Here is a 24,631-nt window from a genome sequence, read left to right on the forward strand (position 1 = left end):
TCAACTATTGTGTCCAAGTTCACATTTTGAAGGTATAATCGCCGAAAATGAGATCGTACATTGTATACAAAATAAAATATTCGTGAATACAGTGTCCATTCAACAATCACAATAACCATCCTTAACCCGACCAGATGGAAGCGAATACTATGTTCAAAGCGAGTGAAGTACTAGACGGCCGCTACGACAATGCCACCCTTGATGAGCTGTTTACCGCAGTGACCAATAATTACATTGTCGATGAAGAGCAATACCTGTCTGAATTAATTAAACTTGTACCGTCGTCTGAACAGGACATTGAACAAGTCACTCGTCGTGCCCATGAACTTGTGAGCAAAGTACGCCAGTTTGAGAAAAAAGGCCTAATGGTCGGTATTGATGCCTTTTTGCAGCAATACAGCTTAGAAACGCAAGAAGGCATTATTTTAATGTGTTTAGCAGAAGCTTTATTGCGCATTCCAGATGCGGCAACGGCTGATGCATTAATTGAAGATAAATTGTCTGGTGCAAAATGGGATGAACATTTAAATAAAAGTGGCTCTGTGCTGGTTAACGCATCAACGTGGGGCTTAATGTTGACAGGTCGCATTGTAAAATTAGACCGTAACATTGATGGCTCGCCAAGTAATTTGTTAAAACGCCTCGTAAACCGTGTTGGTGAGCCAATGATCCGCCAAGCCATGCTTGCCGCGATGAAAATCATGGGTAAGCAATTTGTATTAGGCCGTGATGTTAAAGAAGCACTTAAAAACAGCGAAGCTAAACGCAAATTAGGCTACACACACAGCTACGACATGCTCGGTGAGGCAGCGCTCACTGCCAACGATGCACAAAAATATTTTACCGATTACAGTAATGCGATCCGTGATTTAGGCGCTCAGCAATATAACGAGTCTGAGTCGCCAAGACCGACTATTTCTATCAAATTGTCAGCGTTACATCCGCGCTATGAAGTTGCGAATGAAGACCGCGTATTAAGCGAATTATACGACACCGTCATTAAGCTCATCGTCCAGGCGCGTGAACTTAACATTGGTATCTCTATTGATGCCGAAGAAGTCGATCGCCTTGAATTATCGTTAACATTATTTAAGCAGCTATATCAGTCTGAAGCCGCCAAGGGTTGGGGCTTATTAGGCATTGTGGTGCAGGCTTATTCAAAGCGCTGTTTACCAACATTATGCTGGTTAACGCGTCTAGCCAAAGATCAAGGCGATGAAATTCCGCTGCGTTTAGTGAAAGGGGCGTATTGGGACAGTGAGCTTAAATGGGCACAACAAGCGGGCGAGTCTGGCTACCCACTTTATACCCGCAAAGCTGGCACTGACGTATCGTATTTAGCCTGCGCACGTTATTTGTTGTCAGACGCGACTCGTGGTGCTATTTACCCACAGTTTGCGACTCACAATGCGCAAACCGTAGCCAGTATTGATGCTATGGCGGGTGATCGTTTATACGAATTTCAACGTTTACACGGTATGGGTCAAGAGCTTTACGACACCATGCTGGCAGAAAGCGGTGCTAAATCGGTGCGTATTTATGCGCCCATTGGCGCTCATAAAGATTTGCTGCCGTACCTGGTGCGTCGTCTGCTTGAAAACGGTGCCAACACCTCATTTGTACATAAATTAGTTGACCCAAATACGCCAATCGACAGCCTAGTGGTTCACCCATTGGTGACACTATTGAGCTATAAGTCGCTCGCTAACCATAAAATTGTTCAACCAGCTGATATTTTCGGGGCAGAACGTAAAAACTCTAAAGGATTAAACATGAATATTATTTCTGAGTCAGAGCCATTTTTTGCTGCACTGGATAAATACCGCGATACACAATGGACTGCGGGTCCATTGGTAAACGGTAAAACCTTAGCGGGTGAAGTTCAAACCGTTGTTAGTCCATATGATACTTCATTAACTGTGGGGACAGTGGCCTTTGCTGATGCCAATGCCATTGAACAAGCCGTTGCGGGTGCTGATGCAGCCTTTGCAGGTTGGGCGCGTACGCCAGTTGAAACACGTGCTAACGCTTTACAAAAGTTAGCTGACCTATTAGAAGAAAACCGCGAAGAATTGATAGCTCTGTGTACCCGCGAAGCCGGTAAGAGCATTCAAGACGGTATTGATGAAGTCCGTGAAGCCGTCGATTTTTGTCGTTACTATGCCGTGCAAGCGAAGAAGATGATGGCTAAGCCTGAATTACTTCCTGGCCCAACAGGCGAGTTAAACGAACTGTTTCTACAGGGCCGCGGCATTTTTGTGTGTATTAGTCCATGGAACTTCCCGTTAGCGATTTTCTTAGGCCAAGTCTCTGCAGCGCTTGCTGCGGGTAATACGGTTATTGCTAAACCTGCAGAACAAACCTGTTTAGTGGGTTTCCGTGCGGTTCAGTTAGCACATCAAGCGGGTATCCCAACAGATGTATTGCAGTTCCTACCGGGTACAGGGGCTGTGGTGGGTTCGGCAATTACTGCTGATGAACGTATTGGTGGTGTGTGTTTTACAGGTTCTACCGGTACTGCCAAATTAATTAACCGTACATTGGCAAACCGAGATGGTGCGATTATTCCGTTAATTGCTGAAACCGGCGGCCAAAATGCCATGGTGGTCGACTCAACTTCACAGCCTGAGCAAGTGGTTAATGACGTGGTTTCATCATCATTTACCAGTGCTGGCCAGCGTTGTTCGGCGTTACGTGTATTGTTTTTACAAGAAGATATTGCCGACCGCGTCATTGAAGTGATGAAGGGCGCCATGGAACAGTTAGTGATTGGTAATCCAAGCTTCGTTAAAACAGATGTGGGCCCTGTGATTGATGCTACTGCTAAAGCGAACTTGAATGCCCACATTGATCATATTAGCCAGGTCGGCAAGTTGATCAATAAACTTGAGTTACCAGCTGGGACAGAAAACGGTCACTTTGTGGCACCTACCGCAGTTGAAATTAACTCAATTAAGTTACTTGAAAAAGAACACTTTGGACCCATTTTGCATGTCATTCGTTACAAGGCTGCTGATCTTGCTAAAGTGATTGATGAAATCAACAGTACAGGTTTTGGTTTAACGTTAGGGATCCACAGTCGTAACGAAGGCCATGCGCTGTCTTTAGCAGATAAAGTCAATGTAGGTAACGTGTACATTAACCGTAACCAAATTGGCGCTGTGGTTGGCGTGCAACCCTTTGGCGGTCAAGGTTTGTCTGGCACAGGCCCTAAAGCTGGTGGACCACACTACTTAACCCGTTTTGTGACCGAAAAGACCCGCACCAATAACATTACTGCTATTGGTGGCAATGCTACGCTATTGTCGTTAGGCGATGCTGACGAGTAACTCATAAAGTCATTATGCTGATTAGCCCACGCTAAAGTGGGCTTTTTTATGCCCGCTAATGCTGAGTGGGAACATTATTTCGTTTTAAACCACGGCTAACGTTAGTGCACATTTTCGCAAAGCGGCTGATATCACCGAGTGAAGGGGTAACCCCTTGGGCCATGGCGGCTTCCCAATAATTGATTTCAGCGTCGACTAGATCCAATAGTTTTTTAGGGCAACCGACACAAGTATTGGTTGGCCCACAGTTAAAAATGTCAGCCTGATCTAATGGGAAGGTGATTTTTACTTGAGTGATGATCTGCCTCATCGCTGTCATTCTGTCTGGTTTACGTTCCATAATGTCACCTTGTTAACATGGTGATGAACTCTTGTCAGGTTAGCAAATCGGCATTAGGTTAGTCGTAACATAAATCAATTTTTTGGTAGAAAAATAGCACTAAATCGATAAATTGATTATGTTTATGTAAAATATTTGTAGCAGTTATCAGTTTTTTACACAAATTTTACTACGGAAGCAAAGAAGTCTAGACGTCCAGATTGACATGGTTGTTTAGTTCTCTTATTCTTGGCTCAACTTGTTAAGATGCGACTGCAGTATTTAGTGTTGTGTTATGCATACTAGATAATCACCGATGACCGAGATTGTGTCGTACTCGCTTTTCTCATCCGACAACCCCTAATCGTAAAGATAAAGAGAGACTACTTTGACCAAACCAACTTCATCACCAACGACAGCACTCAATAGTCCAGCGTCGTTTGTGGCCTTACTGCCCCTATTTGTGTTTTTGGGTTTATTTATTGGCGCTGGCTTGTATTTTCAAAGCCAAGGTGTTGATTATGCGTTTTATCAATTACCGAGTGTGATTGCGATTTTACCCGCCATAGTCTTGGCAGTTATGTTATCTAAACAGAAAATTAACCAGGCCATTGAAACCTTCATCGAAGGCATTGGTCACAGCAATATTATCGCCATGTGTTTAATTTATTTGCTTGCAGGTGCCTTTGCTGCCGTTGCTAAAGCGACAGGCGGTGTAGATGCTACCGTCGCTTTAGGGTTATCGTTTATCCCGTCTAATTTACTGTTGCCAGGCTTCTTTGTGATTGCGGCGTTTATTGCCACGTCAATGGGCACCTCAATGGGCACCATTGCCGCTGTAGCGCCAGTGGCGTTAGGCGTTGCTGACCAGGCACAAATTGATTACGCATTAATGGCGGGCGCAGTGATGTCTGGCGCATTATTTGGCGACAACTTATCAATTATTTCAGACACCACCATTGCGGCAACCCGTACTCAAGGGTGTGAAATGAAAGATAAGTTTCGTGAGAATTTAGTATTTTCTATCCCAGCGTCAATTATCACGTTGGTATTATTTGCCCTAGCCGGCCAGGGACAAGCAGACATTGCTGCACAAGATATCGATATTTTGAAAGTTCTCCCATACTTGACCATCCTGGTGTTGGCTGTGGCAGGGCTTAACGTATTCGTGGTGTTATCTTTAGGCATTGTATTTGCGGGGGCAACTGGGGTGTTTACTTCGGAATATACCGTGATTCAAATGGGTAATGATATTTACACTGGATTTACCAACATGCAGGAAATTTTTATCCTGTCGATGTTAGTGGGTGGTTTAGCCGCGTTAATGCAACAGCAAGGCGGATTGACTTTTGTTAGCCAGTTAATTGAACGATTGATTGGTCGATTCTCAAAAGCCAATGGTGAGGCATCAACCCGCGCTTCAGAGCTAGGCATGGCGGCTATTGTTGCTGCAACCAATACCTGTGTGGCCAACAATACGGTATCGATTGTGGTTACTGGTGATATTGCCAAAGAATTAGCCCAAAAACACGGTGTTAGCCCTAAGCGTGCGGCCAGTATTCTCGATATTTTTGCCTGTATTATTCAGGGGTTAATCCCTCATGGCGCGCAAGCATTACTTATCGCATCAGTGTTTACCATCAGCCCATTAACAGCTGTATCAAACGCCTGGTACTGCATGGTGTTAGCAGTAACGGCAGTCGCTATTGTTATTTTGCGTAAGCGAGCTTAATAAGCCAAAGAACACCCATTGTACTATTATGACCAACATGCCCAGCCTTAAACCGCTGGGCATGTTGTTATTTGCTTTAAATTTAGCCGCTAACAGGTTAATATTTGCCTCCCCTTTTTTAGCATAAAGATTCACTGGTGATATCTAAAACTCGAAATTATGATTTACACCTAGTGATTGTGTTTATGTCTTTGGCCACAGCGATGATCTGTTCATTCGGTGTTGGCAGTGCATTATTGGCAGAAGCCGGTGGTGTCAGTCTCGATATGCTGTTAATTCGCCCTGATACCTTAGGCGACTATATGAACTCGCCATTAGCTGTGGTGTTCAACCTGTCTTTATTAGCCGGCGGTTCATGCTTCTTGTTAGCCATGGTGGCCGTGTTTAATACCTATCAAGATGGACTGAGTCGATACCTGGCTATGGTGGGTTGCGTTGTTGGCATCAGTATTATTTTGATGGGGGTATTTCCGATAAACTTTTTAGACACTCACCGTAACGTGTCTACCCTGTATTTAGTCAGTTCAATTGTGCTGCATTGCGTGTGTGTATTAGATTATTTTAAACCCGGTAGCACCATGAATAAACGCATGTTATTACTGACGATTATCGCTTTAATCAGTGGCACAATATTAATAGTGTTGCTGGACTGGCATCAATTGGATTTCCCTCCCTGCTCAAACTATTTACCGCAATTTTGTGTAGTGTCGTTAGCAATGTGGTCATTAACTCAAGCCAATATTTTATGGTGTGTCTGCTTGAGTTTTAGCATGATGAAAACCATTAAAGTACAGCAAAAAGTGGCGTATAAGTGGCTAGAAAACTATTAGTTTTTAAGTTAAGGGTAGCGACAGAGCATGTCTTTGGTTCGTATTAGTCATTATTTAGCCCTCTGTGGTGTTGCGTCACGTCGTCAGGCATCGCGATTAATTGACAGCGGAAGGGTCACGATTAACCAACAATTAGCCACCCATACCGAGCGGGTTGATAGCCAGCAAATGCTCAATATTTGTGTTGATGGTGTTGCTGTATTACCCCCGCAAGATAAGCAATATTGGCTGTACCATAAACCTATTGGCATCGATTGCCGCTTATTGATAAGCGACCCAAGCAGTTTGATCCATTTGTTGCCGCAAACCCCAAGATTATATCCAGCGGGTCGTTTAGATAAAGACTCTCGCGGCTTGTTGTTACTTACCAACGATGGCGAGTTAACACACGCGTTAATGCATCCTGATTTTTACCACACAAAAACCTATGTTGTGCAGGTCGATAAACCAATAACGCCAGCATTTTTAAAGCAAATGGCACAAGGTGTGAGTTATAAAGATGTGCAAACTCGTCCATGTCGCATACGCTCATTAGGTAATTGTGGTGAGTGTGACAAGTTTGAGATTGTGTTAACCCAAGGCTTAAATCGCCAAATTCGCCGTATGTGTCTGGCGCTGGGGTTTAAGGTGGTAGATTTATTGAGAACAAAACTCATGGAGGTGTGTTTAGATGATTTGCCAGAAAAAACAATGCGGCCAGTATCGGCCGCAGAGTTATTAAGTTTACAGCAACTCAATGAGTTACCGTCACTGAGTTAAAGCAGGGGCTATTTAGCGATATCCATTTCCGCTAATAGGTTGTCAGCATTGTCTAAATACTTCATCACCCATAGCATATAGCGGCTATCAACTTGAATAGAGCGATTGCTTTGAGCATCGTAGCCCCAATCGCCAATAATGCTTTCGTATACGCCATCAAACAATAAACCAACTAATTCAGCACGACCATTTAACGTCGGTGAACCTGAGTTGCCGCCGGTGGTGTCTAAGGTCGATAAGAAGTTAACTGGTACTGAATCAATCGCTTTAACGTAGTAATCGCCATATTGCTTTTGCTTAATCAGTTCAAGCTGTTTAGCTGGTGCATCAAATGGGTCAACTCCAGTATCTTTGGCTAAAAGTCCTTCTAGGCGAGTAAAGGGTTCGGCCATTAAGCCATCTTGTGGCGAGTAACCTTTTACGTTACCGACGGTCACTCGTAAACTTGAGTTTGCATCAGCGTATACGGGTTTACCTAACTCACGGTTGTAAGCAATGATGGCATCCATGTACTGTGGACGCACTTTCATGAGGTCACCTTCTAACTGCTTCTTGGCTTTTTCGAGTGCCATATCAGCGTCATAGGTTTGTACTGCAAATTGGATAAATGGATCGTTTGACGCTTTAAAGTCGGCCACCGATTTATTCATCCAGGCTAAGCGGGTGTCTTGATCGTCTAACTTGGTGTTGGCGTACATTTTGTCGAGGGTTTTCGCTAAGGCGTTAGCGTCAAACTTATTGCTAATACCAAAGGCTTTATCTAATGAGACAATGCGTTGCTCAGCAGGCAATGCGGCATAGCGTGTCAGTAAGTCAGCGAGTAACGCTTTATCAACACTTGCAGCATAACGGCGGTCGATTCGCTCCATGCTTGAAGTAAAGTTGGTCATGTCGCGGTCTTGATAACCTGGCTCACGCGCCATATCCGCTAAGGTTTTCTCATTGGCTAAACGGTATAAGCTGCGTGCAGTAGTCACCATAGTGGTGTAACCGATATAGCCCAGTAAAATATCACGCTCTTGGTTTTGTTGGCTTTTAGCAACCAGCTTTTCTAGATTTGCTAACGTTTCGCCATACTGTTGCTGACGTTTTTTATCTTTACTAATCCAGTTTGCTAAATCGGTTTCTACTTTTTCACGTTCCGCCAACATGGTCGATTTGCCATAAAACTCAATCATCGAGGTAAAGTTTTTAGCGTAGTTAGCAAGACCTGCAATTAAGCTTTCGTATTTGATGCGCTCGTCGCTGCCCTCTGGAGCCGTTTCTTTAATGATATCAATCATGCGCTCTTGCAAGACTTTCCCTTCAGGATAAGCCCAGCCAAATTGATTACTGACTTCATCTGCGGTGCGGTAACGGTTAGTGCGTCCTGGGTAACCGGCAACCATCACAAAATCGCCATCGCTCACGCCTTTAGCTGAGACTTTCAAAAAGCTTTTTGGCTCATATGGGACGTTGTCTTTGCTAAAATCAGCAGGCTTGCCATCTTTTGATACATACGCACGGTAAAATGAGAAGTCACCGGTATGACGAGGCCACATCCAGTTGTCGATATCGCCGCCGTATTTACCCACGCTGGCAGCTGGGTTATAGGTTAAGCGCACATCGCGGATCTCTAATTGCTTAACAAGATAATATTCTAAACCGCCGTGAAAGCTATACACCTGACAGCGATAACCGTCTTGTTGCTCACACTCAGCCACTAAGGTTTTTTGTTGAAGCTCAATGCCTTTATAGAACTCATTGCCAATTTTATCCATTTGTCCCGCAGTCACTTTATCTGTCACATTGGTGACCTCTTCGGTAACAAAAATGCGTGAGCCAGGTGTAGCTGGTAACTCTTCGGCATACGTTTTGGCTAAAAAGCCATCTTTAAGCAGGTTCTTTTCTGGGGTTGAGTTGTACTGAATAGAACCATAAGCGCAGTGATGGTTGGTGACAACTAGGCCTTTTGGCGATACAAATGATGCGGTACAACCACCTAGGCTGATAACTGCGTTCATTGGGAACTCAGTTAATTTTGAAATTGACTCGGCGCTTATCTCTAAGCCTTTTGCTTTAAGTTCGTCAGCCATTGCAGGCAATTGATGTGGCTGCCACATCCCTTCATCTGCTGCAGCGCCAAAACTGGCGGCGATGGCGGCGGTTAATAACCATTTTTTCATTATCATTATTCCATTTAGGTTTTATTAGTTGCCCAAAAAACAAAAAAGTCAGGCTAGGCCTGACTTTAACAAAAGACTAACGCGCATGATAGCGTCTGAAAAACTCGCTTACAAATGATTAACAGGTCTGAATTAGCCCAGTGCAACCATGAGCTGAGCAAACACAATGAGTATGCCGATCAACCCTGCTAGTAATAATGCAAAAGTACCACCGGCAACTTGATAGCCACCCAACAGTTGAGCGCGCTGCTTTAATGCCATGGCGATGGGTAAAAAGATGATCATCACCACCAATGGTATTGCGGCAAAACCAAGAACCTGGAAAAAACCATCTGGGTAATACAGTGCACATAGTAAGGGTGGTACAAACGTGATTAACCAGGTTTTAGCGCGTCCTTTTATATCATCTCTAGCGCGCGTCAGTTCAGCAACATAATCAAATAAGCTCATGGTAACCCCTAAAAACGAGGTGATTAACGCAAGGTTAGCAAAGAGATCAATGGCCTGGCTAATGATGCTTGATTGCACAAGACCTTGTAACGCTGCCACCAGTTTAGGCAATGAGCCACCAAAACTATGCACGGCTTGACCACCTAACGATCCAAGAGTTACCAGTAACCACAAAATGTAACAAATTAAAGGAATAGTTGAGCCAATAAGAAGCACTTTCCTTAATGACACCGCATCACCATCTAGGTAGCGCACGATAGTTGCAATACAGACATGGAAGCCAAAAGAGGTAAACACCACAGGGATCGCGGCTAACCAAAGTTGTTGCAGGGCATCGCCCGAGGCAACTGTTGTTGAATAGTTATTTAATGCGTTCATTAGGCTAACGTCTGGCAGCAAAAAGCTCACAACGACAACTAATAACAGCACCATGGCACTAAATAAGATACGCGATATTTTATCAATCCATTTAACACCAATAGCAATCAAACCACCAAAAAATAGGGTAAATAAAATCACGGCAACCTGGTTGCTCATGTTAATGCCAACGGGGGCTAGACGTGTCTCAAGCAACGATGAACCGCCCATTAAATACACCATGGTAAGTGCAAATAATAAACTGAGAAAGGAGCCTCCCTGGAGCAGTTGTCCGACTTTACCGAGGGTTTTACCTGTGATGGCGTGAACATTATCGCCAACACCGCTGCGCAGATTGATTTCTAGCATTAGTAAAGAGGTATAAGCTGAAATAGCCCAGATGACGACTAATAAGATTAATGCAGGGATAATGCCTAATGCAGCGGTTGCCAATGGCAAGGCGAGCATACCGCCACCAATCGCGGTTCCGGCAACAATAGAAATAGAACCTAAGGTTTTCAAATTCACAGCAAACGTCCTGTCTAATTATTATTTTATTTGTGTCGGACATTAGCAGAAGGGTGACTGAGCAGGCAAGGATCTTCGGCAGTTAAAGGCCAACAGCTGTGTTTATAAACAATTACATAACATTACGCCAAACTGTTTTACACGTCATTTTTGCAATAGCGTAGCATTACGGTATTACTGTTGCTCTGCTATGTTTTTTTAGTAGCATTTACAATGTAAAAACAGGTGATTGAATAAAATACCTAAGTCGTTATAATGCGCCTAGTTTTAGGGGAGTAGCTAATCTTGTATTGCGCATAGCTGCATGCAAGGTGTCTGTATCAACATAATTGGCCTCATGCCATGGTGCAGACAGTAACACACTGTAAATCGGTGATGTTTACTCAGCGAGACCTAAGCACAATCACTGCATCAAGGGGTATGCGGCGGCTTGTGCTTAGTTGTCATTTACCCCTAGGATAATCACATTGGACGCGTTCCTCACTTCAACCTTTTCTGTTGCAATTGCTGAAATCGGCGATAAAACTCAATTATTGGCGTTGTTATTAGCGATTCGTTTTAGCAATAAAACGGCCATCATCAGTGCCATTTTATTCGCCACCTTAATTAATCATTTTATAGCTGCGTATTTAGGGCAATGGGCGATAGGCTGGCTTGATCCTCAATGGTCACGTTACCTTATTGCCGCGAGCTTTTTTGCCATTGCATTATGGGTATTAATTCCAGATAAAATCGACGATGATGATAATCGTTTTTATAAACTCGGGGCTTTTGGCGCGACGTTTATTTTGTTCTTTATTGCCGAAATAGGTGATAAAACACAAATTGCTACCGTGGTGCTCGCGGCAAAGTATCAATCGCTGACCTGGGTGGTTATTGGCACTACGTTAGGCATGCTCATTGCCAATGTGCCAGTGGTGTTAGCGGGGCACTTTAGTGCGAACAAGTTACCTATGGCACTCATTCACCGAGGTTGTGCGCTGATTTTTGCACTGCTTGGTGTGGCCACACTCATGTGGTAATAGAGAATAACTATTCATTCAGTCATTCGCCTTGTTTAAGCCCTTTTAAATTCTCGCTAAGAGATCACTTACTAACGCGAAATGGTATAAAGAGGGATGATGATCAAAAGCCAAATTCTTGATAACAAGACTGCCCGATCCTTGCCTTGGGTGGTGGCGATTGCATTTTTTATGCAATCGTTAGATGGCACCATTTTAAATACCGCTTTGCCTAGAATGGCCAACGACTTAAACGAAGATCCTCTGCGCATGCAAGGCGTTATTATTGCCTACATGCTTACCGTTGCGTTATTGATCCCAGCATCAGGCTGGATAGCCGATCGTTTTGGCACCAAAAAGATTTTTTTCAGCGCGATTGTATTATTTAGTTTTGGATCGTTACTGTGCGCATTATCAAATTCACTTGATATGTTGATAGGTGCGCGGGTGGTGCAAGGGCTCGGCGGCGCATTGATGTTTCCTGTCGGGCGATTGGTGATACTGAGGGCTTATCCGCGATCAGAGTTGGTGCGGATTATGGGGTTTATTACTATCCCAGGATTACTCGGCCCATTAATAGGCCCAGCAATGGGCGGCTGGATGGTGCAATACTTAACCTGGCATTGGATATTTTTAATTAACCTGCCGGTAGGGCTCATTGGTTGTTATGCCGCGCTCAAGTTTATTCCCGACTTACGTGGAAAACAAAAAACACGCTTTGATAGTGTAGGTTTTTTGTTGTTTGGTAGTGCAATGTTGTTGATTACCATTGCGATGGAAGGATTGGGCGAACTGCATTTACCCCACTTACGAGTCATGTTGCTGTTATTTGCAGGCATGGCATGCTTGATAGCGTATTGGTTACGAGCTGGCCGCATTGCAAAGCCACTATTTTCACCCTCATTATTCAAAACTAACACTTTTTCCATTGGTATTTTTGGGAACCTTTTTGCCCGTTTGGGGAGCGGTGCTTTGCCATTTTTAGTGCCGTTATTATTACAAATCGCATTAGGCTATTCTCCCTCTCAAGCGGGTATGAGCATGTTACCGTTGGCCGCAGCAGCAATGCTCGCTAAGTGGTTGGCTCGTCCAATCATCGAACGTTTTGGTTTTCGTATTGTATTAACCGTGAATACTTTGGCCCTGGGATTGATGTTGGCCAGTATGGGATTAGTCAACGAACAAACACCTTACTGGTTTATGTTGTGCATGTTGGCGGTTCTGGGGGCAATTAATTCATTGCAATTTACGGCCATGAATACCGTGACACTGATAGATTTAGATGATGAAAGTGCCAGTAGCGGTAACAGTCTATTGTCTGTGGTTGCTCAGTTAGCATTAAGTCTAGGCGTGGCCTGTGCGGGTGCATTGTTGGGTGGTTTTAGTGCGGGTGTCAGTAGCGGCAGTCAGGCAGAGGTGTTAAGTGCATTTCAATTAACCTTCGTTACCGTAGGCATCATGACGATGTTTGCAGCGGCGATTTTTTCACTGCTGCCTAAAGAGGTTGGTAATACCATTGCGCATTAATAATTCTCGCTGAGAGATCACTTACTAACGCGCAATAGTATAACCCATCCAGAAAATAGGATACTTAACTCAAATTTGTGCACTAAGGCACACTCCAGTTGGCTTGGTTGGTTAAAATATAAACATCAGTCTCGGTTTTTTATATCACTAAGGAGTGGGGTATGAGTATTAAAAAACACGGTTTATCGATTGGTATTAATCGTATTGAGAATGTTTTCTTTGTGACACTTAAAGCGGTGGGAACCTTAACCCATGAAGACTATCTGGTGATTACGCCAATGCTTGAAGGTGCACTAAGTCAGGTGGACCAACCTAAAATTAGTTTGTTATTGGATGCTACTGAACTTGAGGGCTGGGATTTACGTGCCGCCTGGGATGATTTAAAGCTGGGATTAAAGCATGGGTCTGAATTTGAGCGCGTTGCTATTTGGGGTAATAAAGCCTGGCAAGAATGGGCGGCTAAAATGGGTAGTTGGTTTATTTCAGGTGAAATGAAGTATTTTGAAGACCAACATGACGCACTTAAATGGTTACGCTATTAAATATGAGTGGCCTTAAAAATAAAAACCTAGCGTGAATTGCTAGGTTTTTTTATGCATCATGTTTCTATGCCGTAGTGTTAATATTATGACCGCTATTGCCCTGTGGCGGCGCGACTGGCGCGGCGGCTTCAATCAACTGCAGTGCCATTTGGCCTTCTGCTTCTTGCTGGTCTTTCGCCATTACAGCGACTTTTAAACTGTTACCAGAATCAATCGTTGTTGGCATTGATGATGGTGCATTCACACTGATTGACATGCTTTATCCTCAGTTTTAAGTGGGTAAAAGTATATCGGCATAGCAGGGCTAAACTTGAGCGATAAATCATTTTATTAATGGTGATGAGTTAATACATTGCGCGCAATTAATGTGTGATATAATCGAAAATTAGTAAGATCTCCAGTCGGATTTGCACGGATATACCAAGGTAAATCGAATATTATTTGTGAGCAGAGTAAAGCCTATGTCTATTAAAAATGCCCCCGAGCAAGCGGTTAATCCTTTAGCACTTGAAAACCAAGTGTGTTTCTCATTATACAGTGCCACCAATGCGATGATCCGTGCGTATAGACCTTTACTCGACGAGTTGTCGCTAACCTATCCGCAATACCTTGTCATGATGGTGCTTTGGAAAGAACCTGGCATTAGTGTAAAAACCTTGGGTGAAAAGCTCCATCTTGATTCAGGTACATTAACGCCGCTACTTAAGCGCCTTGAGGCTAAAGAGTTAGTTAGCCGTGGCCGCAGTGAATTAGATGAACGAGTGCGGGTGTTGCACGTTACCGAAGCGGGACGTGAGTTGCATCAACAAGCGTTAACGGTTCCAGAGCAAATGCGCTGCAAAGTGGGCGGAACGCTAGAAGATTTAGCTCAACTTAAACAATTGTGTGATCAGGCATTTGCCATGCTGAATTCGGGCGAGGCAACAAGCTGTGAAATGTGAATATTTTCAGCGCGGTGATTGTTTATCATGTCGCAATATTTTGCAGCCGATGACACAGCAAATTGACACTAAGCAACAGCAACTCCTTGAATTATTTAGCGAGCTAAGCGTAGCAAAATGGCTGCCTCCGGTAGTAAGTGCCGAGTCTGGTTTTCGTAATAAGGCAAAAATGGTGGTGTTAGGCGCTGCGCATCAACCCATTTTAGGTTTGGTTAATCCACAGGGTGAGGCTGTTAGTTTATGTGATTGCAGCTTGTACCCGCATGATATGCAAATTCTTCTGCATCGTTTACAGCGTTTTGTACAGCAAGCTGGGTTACCGCCTTATCGAGTGGATAAAGCCAAAGGTGAACTGAAATACATTTTACTGACACGTAGCCAAAAGCACGGCCAATTTATGTTGCGCTTTGTGCTGCGTAGTGAACAAGCCATTGCTCGGATTGAGCGAGAATTACCGCAACTATTACACGAGTTTCCAGCGATAGCATTAGTGTCGGTGAATATTCAACCTGTGCACATGGCGATATTAGAAGGTGAGCAAGAAATCTTTTTAACTGAGGCCACTCGTTTAGAAGAGCAATTTAATCATGTGCCGCTGTTTATTCGTCCTAAAAGCTTTTTTCAAACCAACCCAGAGGTGGCGGCCAAGTTATATCAAACTGCCCGCGAGTGGGTGGCTGAATTTAACCCTAGCTACATTTGGGATTTGTTTTGTGGAGTGGGTGGCTTTGGCCTGCATTGTGCCGACAAACACATTCGTTTAACGGGTATTGAAATTGAAGCTGAAGCGATTGAATGCGCCAAACTATCAGCTGAAAAGCTTGGGCTAACCCATGTTGATTTCAGTGCGTTAGATTCCACTCAGTTTGCTCAAGGGCAGGCTACCCAAGACAAGCCCGATTTAATTATCGTCAATCCTCCAAGACGTGGTTTAGGCGAAGCGTTGTGCCGTTCATTAACTCTGTTTGCGCCTAAAGCGATAGTGTATTCGAGCTGTAATCCTCACACATTAGTTAAAGATTTAGCCAATATTGAGGGTTACCATATTACTAAAGTACAGTTGTTTGATATGTTTCCGCATACTGATCATTTTGAAGTGTTAGTCATGTTAGAAAAACAGTAAGTTAACCGTAGTGTGGTCATGAAATTGTCATTTTTATGTCATAAAATGATGATTAAACATAAAAAGGATCTCGGGCGATGTGGCAAATCTTCAGTCGTTTTTTAGCATTAGGCTTAATCAGTTTTGGCGGTCCTGCGGCCCATATTGGTTATTTTAGAAAAGCATTTGTTGATGATTTACAATGGCTTGATGGCAAGCAATACGCCAGTTTTGTTGCCTTAAGTCAATTTATGCCAGGTCCGGGCTCAAGCCAGGTTGGTTTTGCCATTGGTTACCACAAAGGTGGTTTGTTAGGTGGTCTCGCGGCATTTTTAGGCTTTACGTTACCGTCATTTCTATTATTGTTTTTGTTTGCAGTAACCAGTGCGCAGTGGCTAGAAATCACCGCAGTACAGGGCATGATCCACGGGTTAAAACTGTTAGCTGTCGTGGTGGTTGCCGATGCGACATTGTCCATGTTTAGCCAATTTTGTCAGCGTAAAACCGCCAAGGTGCTAATGGCTGCCACTGCGGTGGCCATTATCTTAATGCCGTCAATGCTAATGCAAATTGCAGTGCTAGTGATTGCTGCAATCATTGGCGTGGTATTACTGACCCGTGGTGAAAATATTACTCCCGAAAATCCCCCTATCGAACTTGATTATCGTTGGCTGGCGTTGTTTATTTTGTGTTTAGTCAGTTCACTTTATTTTATGGGGAAGGATGACAGTGTAGGGCAAATTTTTGCCCAGTTTTTTCAAGTCGGGAGTTTAGTGTTTGGTGGCGGTCATGTGGTGCTGCCATTACTTGAAGCCAGTGTGGGTGACTACATCACTCCCGACCGCTTTTTAACCGGTTATGCACTTGCGCAAGCCATACCTGGGCCAATGTTTACCCTTGCCACCTTTTTAGGGGCCGATTTATGGCTAGAATCTCCGATTTTAGGCGCCGTAGTCGCCACCTTAGCGATATTTTTACCGGGTTTTTTACTGATGTTAGTCGGCTTAAAAAGTTGGCATACCATTAGTCAGCGCCCCAATATTGCCGGCGCATTAGCAGGCGTTAATGCTGCTGTTGTCGGTTTACTGCTAGCGGCGCTTTATCAGCCGGTATTTACCAGCGCTGTCATCATGCCGCTTGATATGGCACTCGTCATCATTGGATTTAGTATTTTAAAAGTATTTAAGCCGGGCATTGTATGGTTGGTCGTGGGCTTTGCCGCAATAGGCGCATTATTAACGCTGATCTAAATTCAACTTTCATCTTGCTTATTTTTGCGACATGTTTCACTTTATTCAGGTGCAAAGTTTGGTTACAAGCTGTAAACATCTATACTGAATAGATTATTACAACAAAAGGCTGTCAACTATGCTGAAATCCTCCCTCCGCAATAAGCTTTTGGGATTATCTCTAATTCCATTATCATTAATTTTAGCCGTTTTATTGAGTCTGTTTTATGTTAACGAAGGCACATCGTTAGAGCACGATATTGCTCAGTTTCGGGGTGAGCTAGTTTCAGAGAGAAAAAATCAACTTGCAGAAGCTACTGAAATTGCACGAGGTGTTGTTGAATATCAGTTATCGCTGGGCAGCAGCGGTGATGTAAAACAGGCCTTACGTGATTTACGCTTTGGTAGTGCAGGATACTTTTACATCTATGACACTGCGGGTGTAAACATTTTCCATGCAACCATGCCTGAGTTAGAAGGGCAAAACAAAATTGATATGACAGATCCTAATGGTACTAAAGTTATCGTTGGGTTATTAAATGCCGCTAAGTCTGGAGATGGTATATTTTCTTACTTTTATAAAAAACCGGGCACGGAACAATTAATTGATAAAATCGGCTACGCCGTGATGGTGCCAAATACCAACTGGATGTTAGGTACTGGTGCATATATTGATGATATTGAAGAGTCCATCGCCAAATTTCGTGATGAAAAAACTGAGCGAATGAATAATAAAACGGTCATGTTTTTATTAATGGCGCTTGGACTAACCGGTATAACGGCATTTGTGGTGGTGTGGATGGCTCATAAACTGGTTGTGCCTATCCAGAATATGGCCAACTCACTAAACGATATTGCCAAAGGTGAAGGCGACTTAACCAAACGATTAGATGTGACGAGCGAAGATGAAATAGGCCAATTAGGCAGTGCGTTTAATTTATTTGTCGATAAGCTGCAAACGATTATTGGTGATGTAGCGAGTGCGACAGACAGAGTTAAACATGGTGCGCAAAGCATTAGTGGTCAAACTGTTTCAATGACCGAGCAGCTCTATAGTCATAATAATGAAATTGACCAAATCGTGACCGCCATTACAGAGATGTCTGCAACGGCAAATGATGTGGCGCATAATACCAGCATGGTTGCAGACGCCACGCATACTGCATCTGGCAACGTGACGAAAGCGCAAGAGTGTGTCGATACTTCATTAACAGAAGTGTCTAATTTAATGAAGCAAATCGATAACGCAGCAGCAGATGTAAAATCGTTAAGTGAGCAATCGCAAAAAATTAACTCAGTATTGAGCGTGATTGGTGGTATTGCAGAGCAAACTAACTTACTGGCGTTAAACGCAGCCATTGAAGCGGCGCGTGCCGGTGAGCAAGGGCGTGGGTTTGCGGTTGTGGCCGATGAAGTCAGAAATCTCGCCAGCCGCACCCAAAGTAGCACAGTAGAAATTAACGACATGTTATCGCAATTGCATAAGTTAGTGACTAAAGCGGTGCAGACTATGCAAGAAAGCCAAACGAGTTGCTTAAGCTCGGTAGAGTCATCGCGGGCAATCTCAGAAAGCCTAGGTGCGGTAACATCATCTGTCACCAGCATTAGTGATATGAGCACCCAAATTGCGACCGCGGCGACTGAGCAAAGCTCTGTGACTGAAGAGATCCATCGCAACGTTAACTCAGTACAAGAAATTGTTAACTCGTTATTAGCTGCCAGCCAGGACGCGTCTGGTTTGAGCAAAGATGTGGCCAATGAGGGCCAAACACTTGCTAAGTTAGTCGGTCAGTTTAAGGTGTAACTCGCCGCTTTACTTAGCGAAGAGTGTGTAAAAATGAACCCCAGGTGGGTTCATTTTTTATGCTTAAATGGTTATGGAGCGTACGGCTGTTGTCCTGAAATTTATTCGGCATAAGTTTGTTAATAATCGCCCTTTCGGTCTAGGTTTAGCGCGTGTCATGGGGTAAAATGCGCCGTTGCACCTTTTGTTAACTGCTAATTTAAGTTGAATATTCATGTTTGAAGTTAATCCGGTAAAATTCAAAATCAAAGAGCTCGCTGAACGTACTGAGTTACTTCGGGGGTATCTTTGACTACGCTGCTAAAAGTGAGCGTTTAGAAGAAGTCAGTCGAGAGCTGGAAAGTTCTGAAGTGTGGAACGTGCCTGAACGTGCTCAAGCACTGGGTAAAGAACGTGCCGCACTAGAAGCCGTTGTTAAAACCATTGATGATATGGATGCAGGCCTTGAAGATATCGAAGGATTGCTTGAGTTAGCCATCGAAGAAGATGACGAAGAAACCTTTAACGATGCCGCTGCTGAACTCAAAACATTAGATGCTCGTTTGGCTGATTTAGAGTTCCGTCGGATGTTTTCGGGTAAAAGTGACGCCTCAAATTGTTACTTGGATATTCAATCAGGTTCTGGCGGTACTGAAGCGCAAGATTGGGCCAACATGGTATTACGCATGTATTTGCGTTGGGGCGAAGCTCATGGCTACAGCCCTGAGTTAATGGAAGTCACCGACGGTGATGTTGCGGGTATTAAAGGCGCAACCATTAAATTTAACGGCGAATATGCTTTTGGTTGGATGCGCACCGAAACGGGTGTACATCGCCTAGTACGTAAGTCGCCGTTTGACTCATCGGGCAAACGTCATACGTCTTTTTGCTCGGTATTTGTTTACCCAGAAATTGACGACGACATTGAAATCGAGATCAATCCATCTGATTTACGTATTGATACCTACCGCGCCTCGGGAGCGGGTGGTCAGCACGTTAACAAAACGGATTCTGCGGTACGTATCACTCACTTGCCAACTAACACCGTTGTGCAATGTCAAAACGACCGTTCGCAACATAAAAACCGTGACTCAGCTTATAAGCAATTAAAAGCGAAGTTGTACGAGTTAGAAATGCATAAACAAAATGCCGACAAACAAGCCGCTGAAGATGCTAAATCTGACATCGGTTGGGGCAGTCAAATTCGTTCATACGTATTAGACGATGCACGCATTAAAGATTTACGTACAGGGGTTGAGAACCGCAATACTCAATCTGTGTTGGATGGTGATTTAGATAAGTTTATTGAAGCCAGCCTAAAATCAGGACTTTAGTTTAATCAAATTAACTTTTTTCGTCATGCATCACAGTGTGGCGAGTAAACGCGAGAATATAACATGACCGAACACGTACAAGATGAAAACAAACTGATTGCAGAGCGTCGCGCTAAACTAGAACACATCCGTACTAGCTGCCCTGCAAATGCTCACCCTAATACATGGCAACGTAGCCATAAAGCCGCTGAACTACAAGCGCAATATGGCGAGCAAACTAAAGAAGCCCTAGAAGAGTTAGGTTTTCAAACCAGTATTGCCGGTCGTATTATGGCTAAGCGTGGTCCGTTTTTAGTGATTCAAGACGTGTCTGGTCGCATTCAAGCCTATGCTGGCAAGCCAGTACAAGGTGACTTAAAAGAGCGTTATCAAGGTCTAGATATCGGCGACATTATTGGTGTAAAAGGTCAGCTGCATTTATCAGGCAAAGGCGACTTATACGTCAACATGGAAGAGTACCAGTTACTGACTAAAGCGCTGCGTCCATTGCCAGAAAAATTCCACGGTTTAACCGACCAGGAAACCCGTTACCGTCAACGTTATGTCGATTTGATCGTAAACGAAGACTCGCGCAATGCCTTTATTATGCGCTCTAAAGTGGTTTCAGCGATTCGTAATTTCATGATCAAAAAAGAGTTCATGGAAGTTGAAACGCCAATGATGCACGTTATTCCTGGTGGTGCATCAGCACGTCCATTTGTTACGCATCACAACGCATTAGACATGGCAATGTACTTACGTATCGCGCCAGAGCTATACCTTAAGCGTTTAGTTGTGGGTGGTTTTGAGCGTGTGTTCGAAATTAACCGTAACTTCCGTAACGAAGGTTTGTCGCCACGTCATAACCCAGAATTCACCATGATGGAATTCTATATGGCGTACGCTGATTACAAAGATTTAATGGATCTAACTGAAGAAATGCTCAGTTCAATCGCCATTGAATTATTAGGCAGTGCACAAATGCCATACGGCGAGCACACCGTTGACTTTGGCGGTCCTTATGCACGTTTAAGCATGTTAGAAGCGATTCAAAAGTACAACCCAGATAACGCTACCATTCAAGCAATGACCTACGAGCAAGTGAAAGACGTTGAGTTTATGCGTGATTTAGCATCGAGCCTAGGTATTAAGCTTGAAAAATTCTGGACTTGTGGTCAGCTACTAGAAGAAATCTTTGGTGAAACTGCAGAACCTAAGTTAATGCAACCTACGTTCATTACTGGCTACCCAGCAGACATTTCACCTCTTGCACGTCGTAACGACAACAACGATTTCATTACCGACCGTTTTGAGTTCTTTATCGGTGGTCGTGAAGTGGCTAACGGCTTTAGCGAGCTTAACGATGCAGAAGATCAAGACAACCGCTTTAAAGCGCAGGTTGATGCGAAAGATGCGGGCGATGACGAAGCGATGTTCTACGATGCAGATTACATTACTGCACTTGAGCACGGCTTACCGCCAACAGCAGGTCAAGGTATTGGTATCGACCGTTTAGTGATGTTATTCACTAACACCCATACTATTCGTGACGTGATTTTATTCCCAGCGATGCGCCCACAAGCGTAATCGCCCATGTTGGCTTGGGCCAATATTGAGGAATAATAAAAAACCAGCCTGCGGGCTGGTTTTTGTTTTAGTGAATCTCTCTAACCCTTTAATTAAAAACGGGCGTTGACCATTTGGAAGGTTTTGTAACCGCCAGTGAGGTTACGCACCTTAAAGCCATGTTGAGTGAGCATGCGATAAGCAACATGTCCACGTAAACCAACCTGACACAATACCAGTAACTCTTTGTCTTTTGGGAGCTCATTAAGTCGGTCACGCAGCTGTGGCAGTGGCATATTAATCGCGCCGTCAATGGCGCCCGCAGTGGTAAGCTCGCCTGGGTTGCGCACATCGACAATGACTTGCTCGGCGTTAACTGCGCTTATATCGTGCGAGTGGCAAATCTGCTCATCACCTAATAATACGTTAGCGGCCACCATACCTGCTTGGTTTACTACGTCGCGCGCCGAGCCAAATGGCGGTGCATAGGTGAGCTCAAGGTCGGCTAAATCATATACTGTCATACCAGCACGTTGTGCCACGGCTAGCACGTCAATTCGCTTGTCTACTCCATCAAGTCCCGCCGCTTGAGCGCCTAAAATTGAGCCATTATCTGGGCTAAACAACAGTTTTAGCGTAATAGGGTGCGCACCAGGGTAATAACTGGCGTGGCTGGCGGTATGCACATAAATTTTTTCAAATGGAATGGCTTTTTTGAGTAAGGTCTTTTCATTGAGTCCGGTAGACGCTATAGCCATGTCAAATAGCTTACAAATGGCAGTACCCTGAGTGGCGCGATACTTTATATTTGCACCTAACATGTTATCGGCCGCTAAACGCCCTTGTCGGTTAGCAGGCCCCGCAAGCGGGATTAACGTTGGGTTACCCGTGACAAAATCAGCGGTTTCTATGGCATCGCCCACGGCATAAATGTCAGCGTCTGAGGTGCGCATTTCATCATCAACTCTAATACCACCGAGCTTACCTAACTCAAGGCCGCATGCCGACGCCAGGCTGGTTTCTGGTTTCACACCAATGGCTAAAATCACTAAGTCGGTCGCGAGTGTTGTGTTATCACTTAGGGCTAGTTGCAGATGAAAATGCGGCGATGCGGGTTTATCGTAATCATCCGTGTTGTCAGATTCACTCAATTGAATAGGGCATTCTGTGATGGCGGCAAGTCCGGTTTTTAAACGTAAATCAACATCGTTATCGACTAACTTTTGGTGCAGCATATTGGCCATTTCAAGGTCAACTGGGCCCATAACCTGGTCGGCAAGCTCCAATAAACTGACTTTTAAACCGACATGACGTAGTGCCTCGACCATTTCTAAACCAATAAAACCGCCACCCACAACCGTGGCATGTTTGGGCTTATGCAGCATTAAGGTGGATAGGATTTTATCCATATCGGGAATATTACGCAGGCTATGCACAAAGTGGCTATCAATGCCTGGTAGTGGCGGTTTAATCGGTGAAGCGCCAGGGCTTAGTAATAATTTATCATAAGATTCTAGGTAGGTTTCATTGGTTGCAAGATTGCGTATTGTCAGTTGTTTAGCCTGGCGATCAATCGCGATCACTTCGTTTAATACCCGCACATCAACATTAAAACGCGATTTAAAGCTTTCGGGCGTTTGCAATAATAGCGCATCTCTTGATTCTATCTCGCCACTAATATGGTAAGGCAGGCCGCAATTGGCAAACGACACAAACTCGCCACGCTCTAACATAATGATTTCAGCAGTTTCAGATACTCGTCTTGCTCTTGCGGCTGCCGATGCGCCGCCGGCAACACCACCAATGATGACAATCTTAGTCATGCTTATCTCCATTAAAGTTAAGTCATTAAACCTATTTGTAGATGTGCAATAGGTTTACGGAATAGGTTTTAGGTAATCGATTCGTTTAAATGTGCTTTTTGACATTCAAAACACTGGCCATACATATTGAGACTGTGGTGATGAATGCTCATACCATGATGCTCAGCCGCTAAGCTTAAACGCAGTTCAATTAACGGGTCGACAAAATCAATGACCTTGCCGCAAGTGAGGCAAATTAAATGATCATGGCGTGGTTTATTGCTGAGCTCGTAAATCGTTTTCTCAGATTCAAGCAAACGACGGGTCACAAGACCTGCTTGCTCAAAATCAGACATCATCCGATAAACACTGGTGAGTCCAATGCTCTCGCCTTGTGCATTAATGCCTTGAAAGATGTTCTCTACGGTTAATACCATACCGCGTTAGTAAATGATCTCTCAGCAAGAATTTAAAAGGGCTTAAACAAGGCGAATGACTGAATGAATAGTTGTTCTCTTTCGAAGTCATGCAACGCAGTGTAAGCCCTTTTAAAACTCGCCTGAAAGGAATGCCCCAGCCCCTTTTGCTTTGCGTTCTCGCTATTTGAAAGGGAACAACCATTACTACATAGCGACGCCTTAATCAAAAACCGCTGGATGCATTCTGAGCGGTCACTTATTAATGCGGAATGGTATGAATGCTGCTCATCAACCTGGTTGATAAATTCGAGTAGTTTACATCTTTGGCTGGTTACTTTGAGGCCTGAGTCTTTTAATACTGCTTGCATTAGCCCTACCTATTCACGCCGAACCGTGTTTACTTTGCTGCTGATTTAGTTGATGTTTTTTGTCATCAATGCTTTACCATTAATTAAACTATCAACCACCTTGAACCTTGCTGCTTTCACTAAATTGGCCAGTGTTTGGCGAGAGACTGCCATTGATTTAGCCGCCTCTTGCTGCTGCATACCGAGCAAGTCAACTAAGCGTAATGCTTCCATTTCGTCCTCAGCTAGAGGCACCTGTTCCAATTGCGTCATTGGAATACCATTAGGTTTAAAGCAAATGTTGGCGGGTTGGCCGCATATGTTTCGGGGTATTTTGGGTCTTGCCATTTGACACCTCATTTTTAGCATATGCTATTTATACTCAGTTTAAAGCTGACTTACAAGCGTTACAATTGTTTTGCTTACTATGTTAAGTAGAACTTTGACGTCACTCTCTATTTGTGGGGCAATAACAGTCGTAATAACGTGCCAACGGCAGGTGTTTAAATTGAGTTTAGGTATTGGGGAGTAATGGTGTTTTGTTAGCGATTTCAGATTCACTATTCGGTGAATCACACTCTAGTTAACCT

At 44.0% G+C, this 24,631-nt stretch carries 20 protein-coding genes and 1 riboswitch; of the genes, 13 read left to right on the top strand and 7 right to left on the bottom strand.

All coding sequences use genetic code 11. From position 1 onward, the window contains the following. Positions 1-134 precede the first annotated feature (134 nt). A complete protein-coding gene (gene putA, locus GQA99_RS15065) occupies positions 135-3,329 on the top strand; it encodes a bifunctional proline dehydrogenase/L-glutamate gamma-semialdehyde dehydrogenase PutA (protein WP_189386232.1) in 3,195 nt (1,064 codons plus the stop codon). Positions 3,330-3,384: 55 nt separating this feature from the next. Here the strand turns inward: putA and GQA99_RS15070 are convergent, their stop codons facing one another. After that, on the bottom strand, positions 3,385-3,669 hold the full coding sequence (locus GQA99_RS15070) for a hypothetical protein (RefSeq protein ID WP_160055088.1): 285 nt from the start codon (positions 3,667-3,669) through the stop codon (positions 3,385-3,387). A gap of 367 nt (positions 3,670-4,036) precedes the next feature. Between GQA99_RS15070 and GQA99_RS15075 the strand changes: the two genes are divergently transcribed. The 3 genes from GQA99_RS15075 to GQA99_RS15085 all read left to right on the top strand — a co-directional run bounded on the left by GQA99_RS15075 (position 4,037) and on the right by GQA99_RS15085 (position 6,969). Next, positions 4,037-5,380: a Na+/H+ antiporter NhaC family protein gene (locus GQA99_RS15075; protein WP_160055091.1), complete on the top strand. Its 1,344-nt coding sequence runs from the start codon at positions 4,037-4,039 to the stop codon at positions 5,378-5,380. 137 nt (positions 5,381-5,517) lie between these two features. Then, the gene (locus tag GQA99_RS15080; protein WP_160055094.1) at positions 5,518-6,210 is read left to right on the top strand and encodes a DUF998 domain-containing protein; all 693 of its coding nucleotides are present in this window, start codon (positions 5,518-5,520) and stop codon (positions 6,208-6,210) included. Positions 6,211-6,237: 27 nt separating this feature from the next. Continuing rightward, positions 6,238-6,969, top strand: coding sequence for a 23S rRNA pseudouridine(2604) synthase RluF (locus GQA99_RS15085; protein ID WP_160055097.1), 732 nt, complete (start codon positions 6,238-6,240; stop codon positions 6,967-6,969). An 8-nt stretch (positions 6,970-6,977) separates the two neighbouring features. Here GQA99_RS15085 and GQA99_RS15090 read toward each other — a convergent pair whose 3' ends face one another. Then, the gene (locus GQA99_RS15090; RefSeq protein ID WP_160055100.1) at positions 6,978-9,134 is read right to left on the bottom strand and encodes a S46 family peptidase; all 2,157 of its coding nucleotides are present in this window, start codon (positions 9,132-9,134) and stop codon (positions 6,978-6,980) included. Positions 9,135-9,266: 132 nt separating this feature from the next. Beyond that, positions 9,267-10,469: an aromatic amino acid transport family protein gene (locus GQA99_RS15095; RefSeq protein ID WP_160055103.1), complete on the bottom strand. Its 1,203-nt coding sequence runs from the start codon at positions 10,467-10,469 to the stop codon at positions 9,267-9,269. 258 nt (positions 10,470-10,727) lie between these two features. Beyond that, a riboswitch (yybP-ykoY riboswitch) is annotated at positions 10,728-10,854 on the top strand. A gap of 82 nt (positions 10,855-10,936) precedes the next feature. Between GQA99_RS15095 and GQA99_RS15100 the strand changes: the two genes are divergently transcribed. The 3 genes from GQA99_RS15100 (at position 10,937) to GQA99_RS15110 (ending at position 13,539) form a co-directional block, all read left to right on the top strand. Next, positions 10,937-11,491: a TMEM165/GDT1 family protein gene (locus GQA99_RS15100; protein ID WP_160055106.1), complete on the top strand. Its 555-nt coding sequence runs from the start codon at positions 10,937-10,939 to the stop codon at positions 11,489-11,491. A 96-nt stretch (positions 11,492-11,587) separates the two neighbouring features. Then, positions 11,588-12,997: a multidrug transporter subunit MdtD gene (gene mdtD, locus GQA99_RS15105; RefSeq protein ID WP_206194582.1), complete on the top strand. Its 1,410-nt coding sequence runs from the start codon at positions 11,588-11,590 to the stop codon at positions 12,995-12,997. 161 nt (positions 12,998-13,158) lie between these two features. Continuing rightward, the gene (locus tag GQA99_RS15110; protein WP_160055108.1) at positions 13,159-13,539 is read left to right on the top strand and encodes a SpoIIAA family protein; all 381 of its coding nucleotides are present in this window, start codon (positions 13,159-13,161) and stop codon (positions 13,537-13,539) included. A gap of 64 nt (positions 13,540-13,603) precedes the next feature. On the opposite strand, the gene GQA99_RS15115 is transcribed toward GQA99_RS15110, so the two are convergent. Beyond that, a complete protein-coding gene (locus tag GQA99_RS15115; RefSeq protein WP_160055110.1) occupies positions 13,604-13,795 on the bottom strand; it encodes a cytoplasmic protein in 192 nt (63 codons plus the stop codon). Between the two features lie 205 nt (positions 13,796-14,000). Here GQA99_RS15115 and ohrR point away from each other — a divergent pair, with 205 nt between their 5' ends. From ohrR to lysS, 6 genes are all read left to right on the top strand, one after another. Further along, positions 14,001-14,480, top strand: a complete 480-nt coding sequence (gene ohrR, locus GQA99_RS15120) for a transcriptional regulator OhrR (protein WP_160055112.1) — start codon at positions 14,001-14,003, stop codon at positions 14,478-14,480. Further along, positions 14,470-15,603 carry a 23S rRNA (uracil(747)-C(5))-methyltransferase RlmC gene (gene rlmC / locus GQA99_RS15125; protein WP_160055115.1) on the top strand — a complete coding sequence of 378 codons (1,134 nt, stop codon included), beginning with the start codon at positions 14,470-14,472 and terminating at the stop codon, positions 15,601-15,603. The genes ohrR and rlmC overlap by 11 nt, the downstream gene beginning before the upstream one ends. Before the next feature lie 77 nt (positions 15,604-15,680). Continuing rightward, positions 15,681-16,832, top strand: coding sequence for a chromate efflux transporter (gene chrA, locus GQA99_RS15130; protein WP_160055118.1), 1,152 nt, complete (start codon positions 15,681-15,683; stop codon positions 16,830-16,832). Between the two features lie 118 nt (positions 16,833-16,950). After that, positions 16,951-18,615, top strand: a complete 1,665-nt coding sequence (locus GQA99_RS15135) for a methyl-accepting chemotaxis protein (RefSeq protein ID WP_160055121.1) — start codon at positions 16,951-16,953, stop codon at positions 18,613-18,615. 214 nt (positions 18,616-18,829) lie between these two features. Continuing rightward, positions 18,830-19,928, top strand: a protein-coding gene (gene prfB, locus GQA99_RS15140) for a peptide chain release factor 2 (RefSeq protein WP_170293551.1) whose coding sequence is annotated in 2 segments (ribosomal slippage) — positions 18,830-18,904 and positions 18,906-19,928 — 1,098 coding nt in all. Because the reading frame shifts where the segments join, the coding sequence is not laid out codon by codon here. A 63-nt stretch (positions 19,929-19,991) separates the two neighbouring features. After that, entirely contained in the window at positions 19,992-21,494 is a 1,503-nt protein-coding gene (gene lysS / locus GQA99_RS15145) for a lysine--tRNA ligase (RefSeq protein WP_160055127.1), read from the top strand. Between the two features lie 92 nt (positions 21,495-21,586). Here lysS and GQA99_RS15150 read toward each other — a convergent pair whose 3' ends face one another. The 3 genes from GQA99_RS15150 to GQA99_RS15165 all read right to left on the bottom strand — a co-directional run bounded on the left by GQA99_RS15150 (position 21,587) and on the right by GQA99_RS15165 (position 24,410). After that, positions 21,587-23,296 carry an FAD-dependent oxidoreductase gene (locus GQA99_RS15150; protein WP_160055130.1) on the bottom strand — a complete coding sequence of 570 codons (1,710 nt, stop codon included), beginning with the start codon at positions 23,294-23,296 and terminating at the stop codon, positions 21,587-21,589. Positions 23,297-23,364: 68 nt separating this feature from the next. After that, positions 23,365-23,712 carry a Fur family transcriptional regulator gene (locus GQA99_RS15155; protein WP_160055132.1) on the bottom strand — a complete coding sequence of 116 codons (348 nt, stop codon included), beginning with the start codon at positions 23,710-23,712 and terminating at the stop codon, positions 23,365-23,367. A gap of 395 nt (positions 23,713-24,107) precedes the next feature. Continuing rightward, on the bottom strand, positions 24,108-24,410 hold the full coding sequence (locus GQA99_RS15165) for a DUF134 domain-containing protein (RefSeq protein WP_338091742.1): 303 nt from the start codon (positions 24,408-24,410) through the stop codon (positions 24,108-24,110). Between the last annotated feature and the right edge of the window lie 221 nt (positions 24,411-24,631).

The sequence above is a fragment of the Shewanella litoralis genome, from assembly GCF_009828585.1.
Lineage (GTDB): Bacteria > Pseudomonadota > Gammaproteobacteria > Enterobacterales > Shewanellaceae > Shewanella > Shewanella litoralis.

Bases quoted from the DNA above. Each gene is read 5' to 3' on its own strand.
- putA (WP_189386232.1), top strand. From the start codon at position 135: ATGGAAGCGAATACTATGTTCAAAGCGAGTGAAGTACTAGACGGCCGC.
- GQA99_RS15070 (WP_160055088.1), bottom strand. From the start codon at position 3,669: ATGGAACGTAAACCAGACAGAATGACAGCGATGAGGCAGATCATCACT.
- GQA99_RS15085 (WP_160055097.1), top strand. From the start codon at position 6,238: ATGTCTTTGGTTCGTATTAGTCATTATTTAGCCCTCTGTGGTGTTGCG.
- GQA99_RS15090 (WP_160055100.1), bottom strand. From the start codon at position 9,134: ATGAAAAAATGGTTATTAACCGCCGCCATCGCCGCCAGTTTTGGCGCT.
- mdtD (WP_206194582.1), top strand. From the start codon at position 11,588: ATGATGATCAAAAGCCAAATTCTTGATAACAAGACTGCCCGATCCTTG.
- GQA99_RS15110 (WP_160055108.1), top strand. From the start codon at position 13,159: ATGAGTATTAAAAAACACGGTTTATCGATTGGTATTAATCGTATTGAG.
- GQA99_RS15115 (WP_160055110.1), bottom strand. From the start codon at position 13,795: ATGTCAATCAGTGTGAATGCACCATCATCAATGCCAACAACGATTGAT.
- ohrR (WP_160055112.1), top strand. From the start codon at position 14,001: ATGTCTATTAAAAATGCCCCCGAGCAAGCGGTTAATCCTTTAGCACTT.
- chrA (WP_160055118.1), top strand. From the start codon at position 15,681: ATGTGGCAAATCTTCAGTCGTTTTTTAGCATTAGGCTTAATCAGTTTT.
- GQA99_RS15135 (WP_160055121.1), top strand. From the start codon at position 16,951: ATGCTGAAATCCTCCCTCCGCAATAAGCTTTTGGGATTATCTCTAATT.
- lysS (WP_160055127.1), top strand. From the start codon at position 19,992: ATGACCGAACACGTACAAGATGAAAACAAACTGATTGCAGAGCGTCGC.
- GQA99_RS15150 (WP_160055130.1), bottom strand. From the start codon at position 23,296: ATGACTAAGATTGTCATCATTGGTGGTGTTGCCGGCGGCGCATCGGCA.
- GQA99_RS15155 (WP_160055132.1), bottom strand. From the start codon at position 23,712: ATGGTATTAACCGTAGAGAACATCTTTCAAGGCATTAATGCACAAGGC.
- GQA99_RS15165 (WP_338091742.1), bottom strand. From the start codon at position 24,410: ATGCTAAAAATGAGGTGTCAAATGGCAAGACCCAAAATACCCCGAAAC.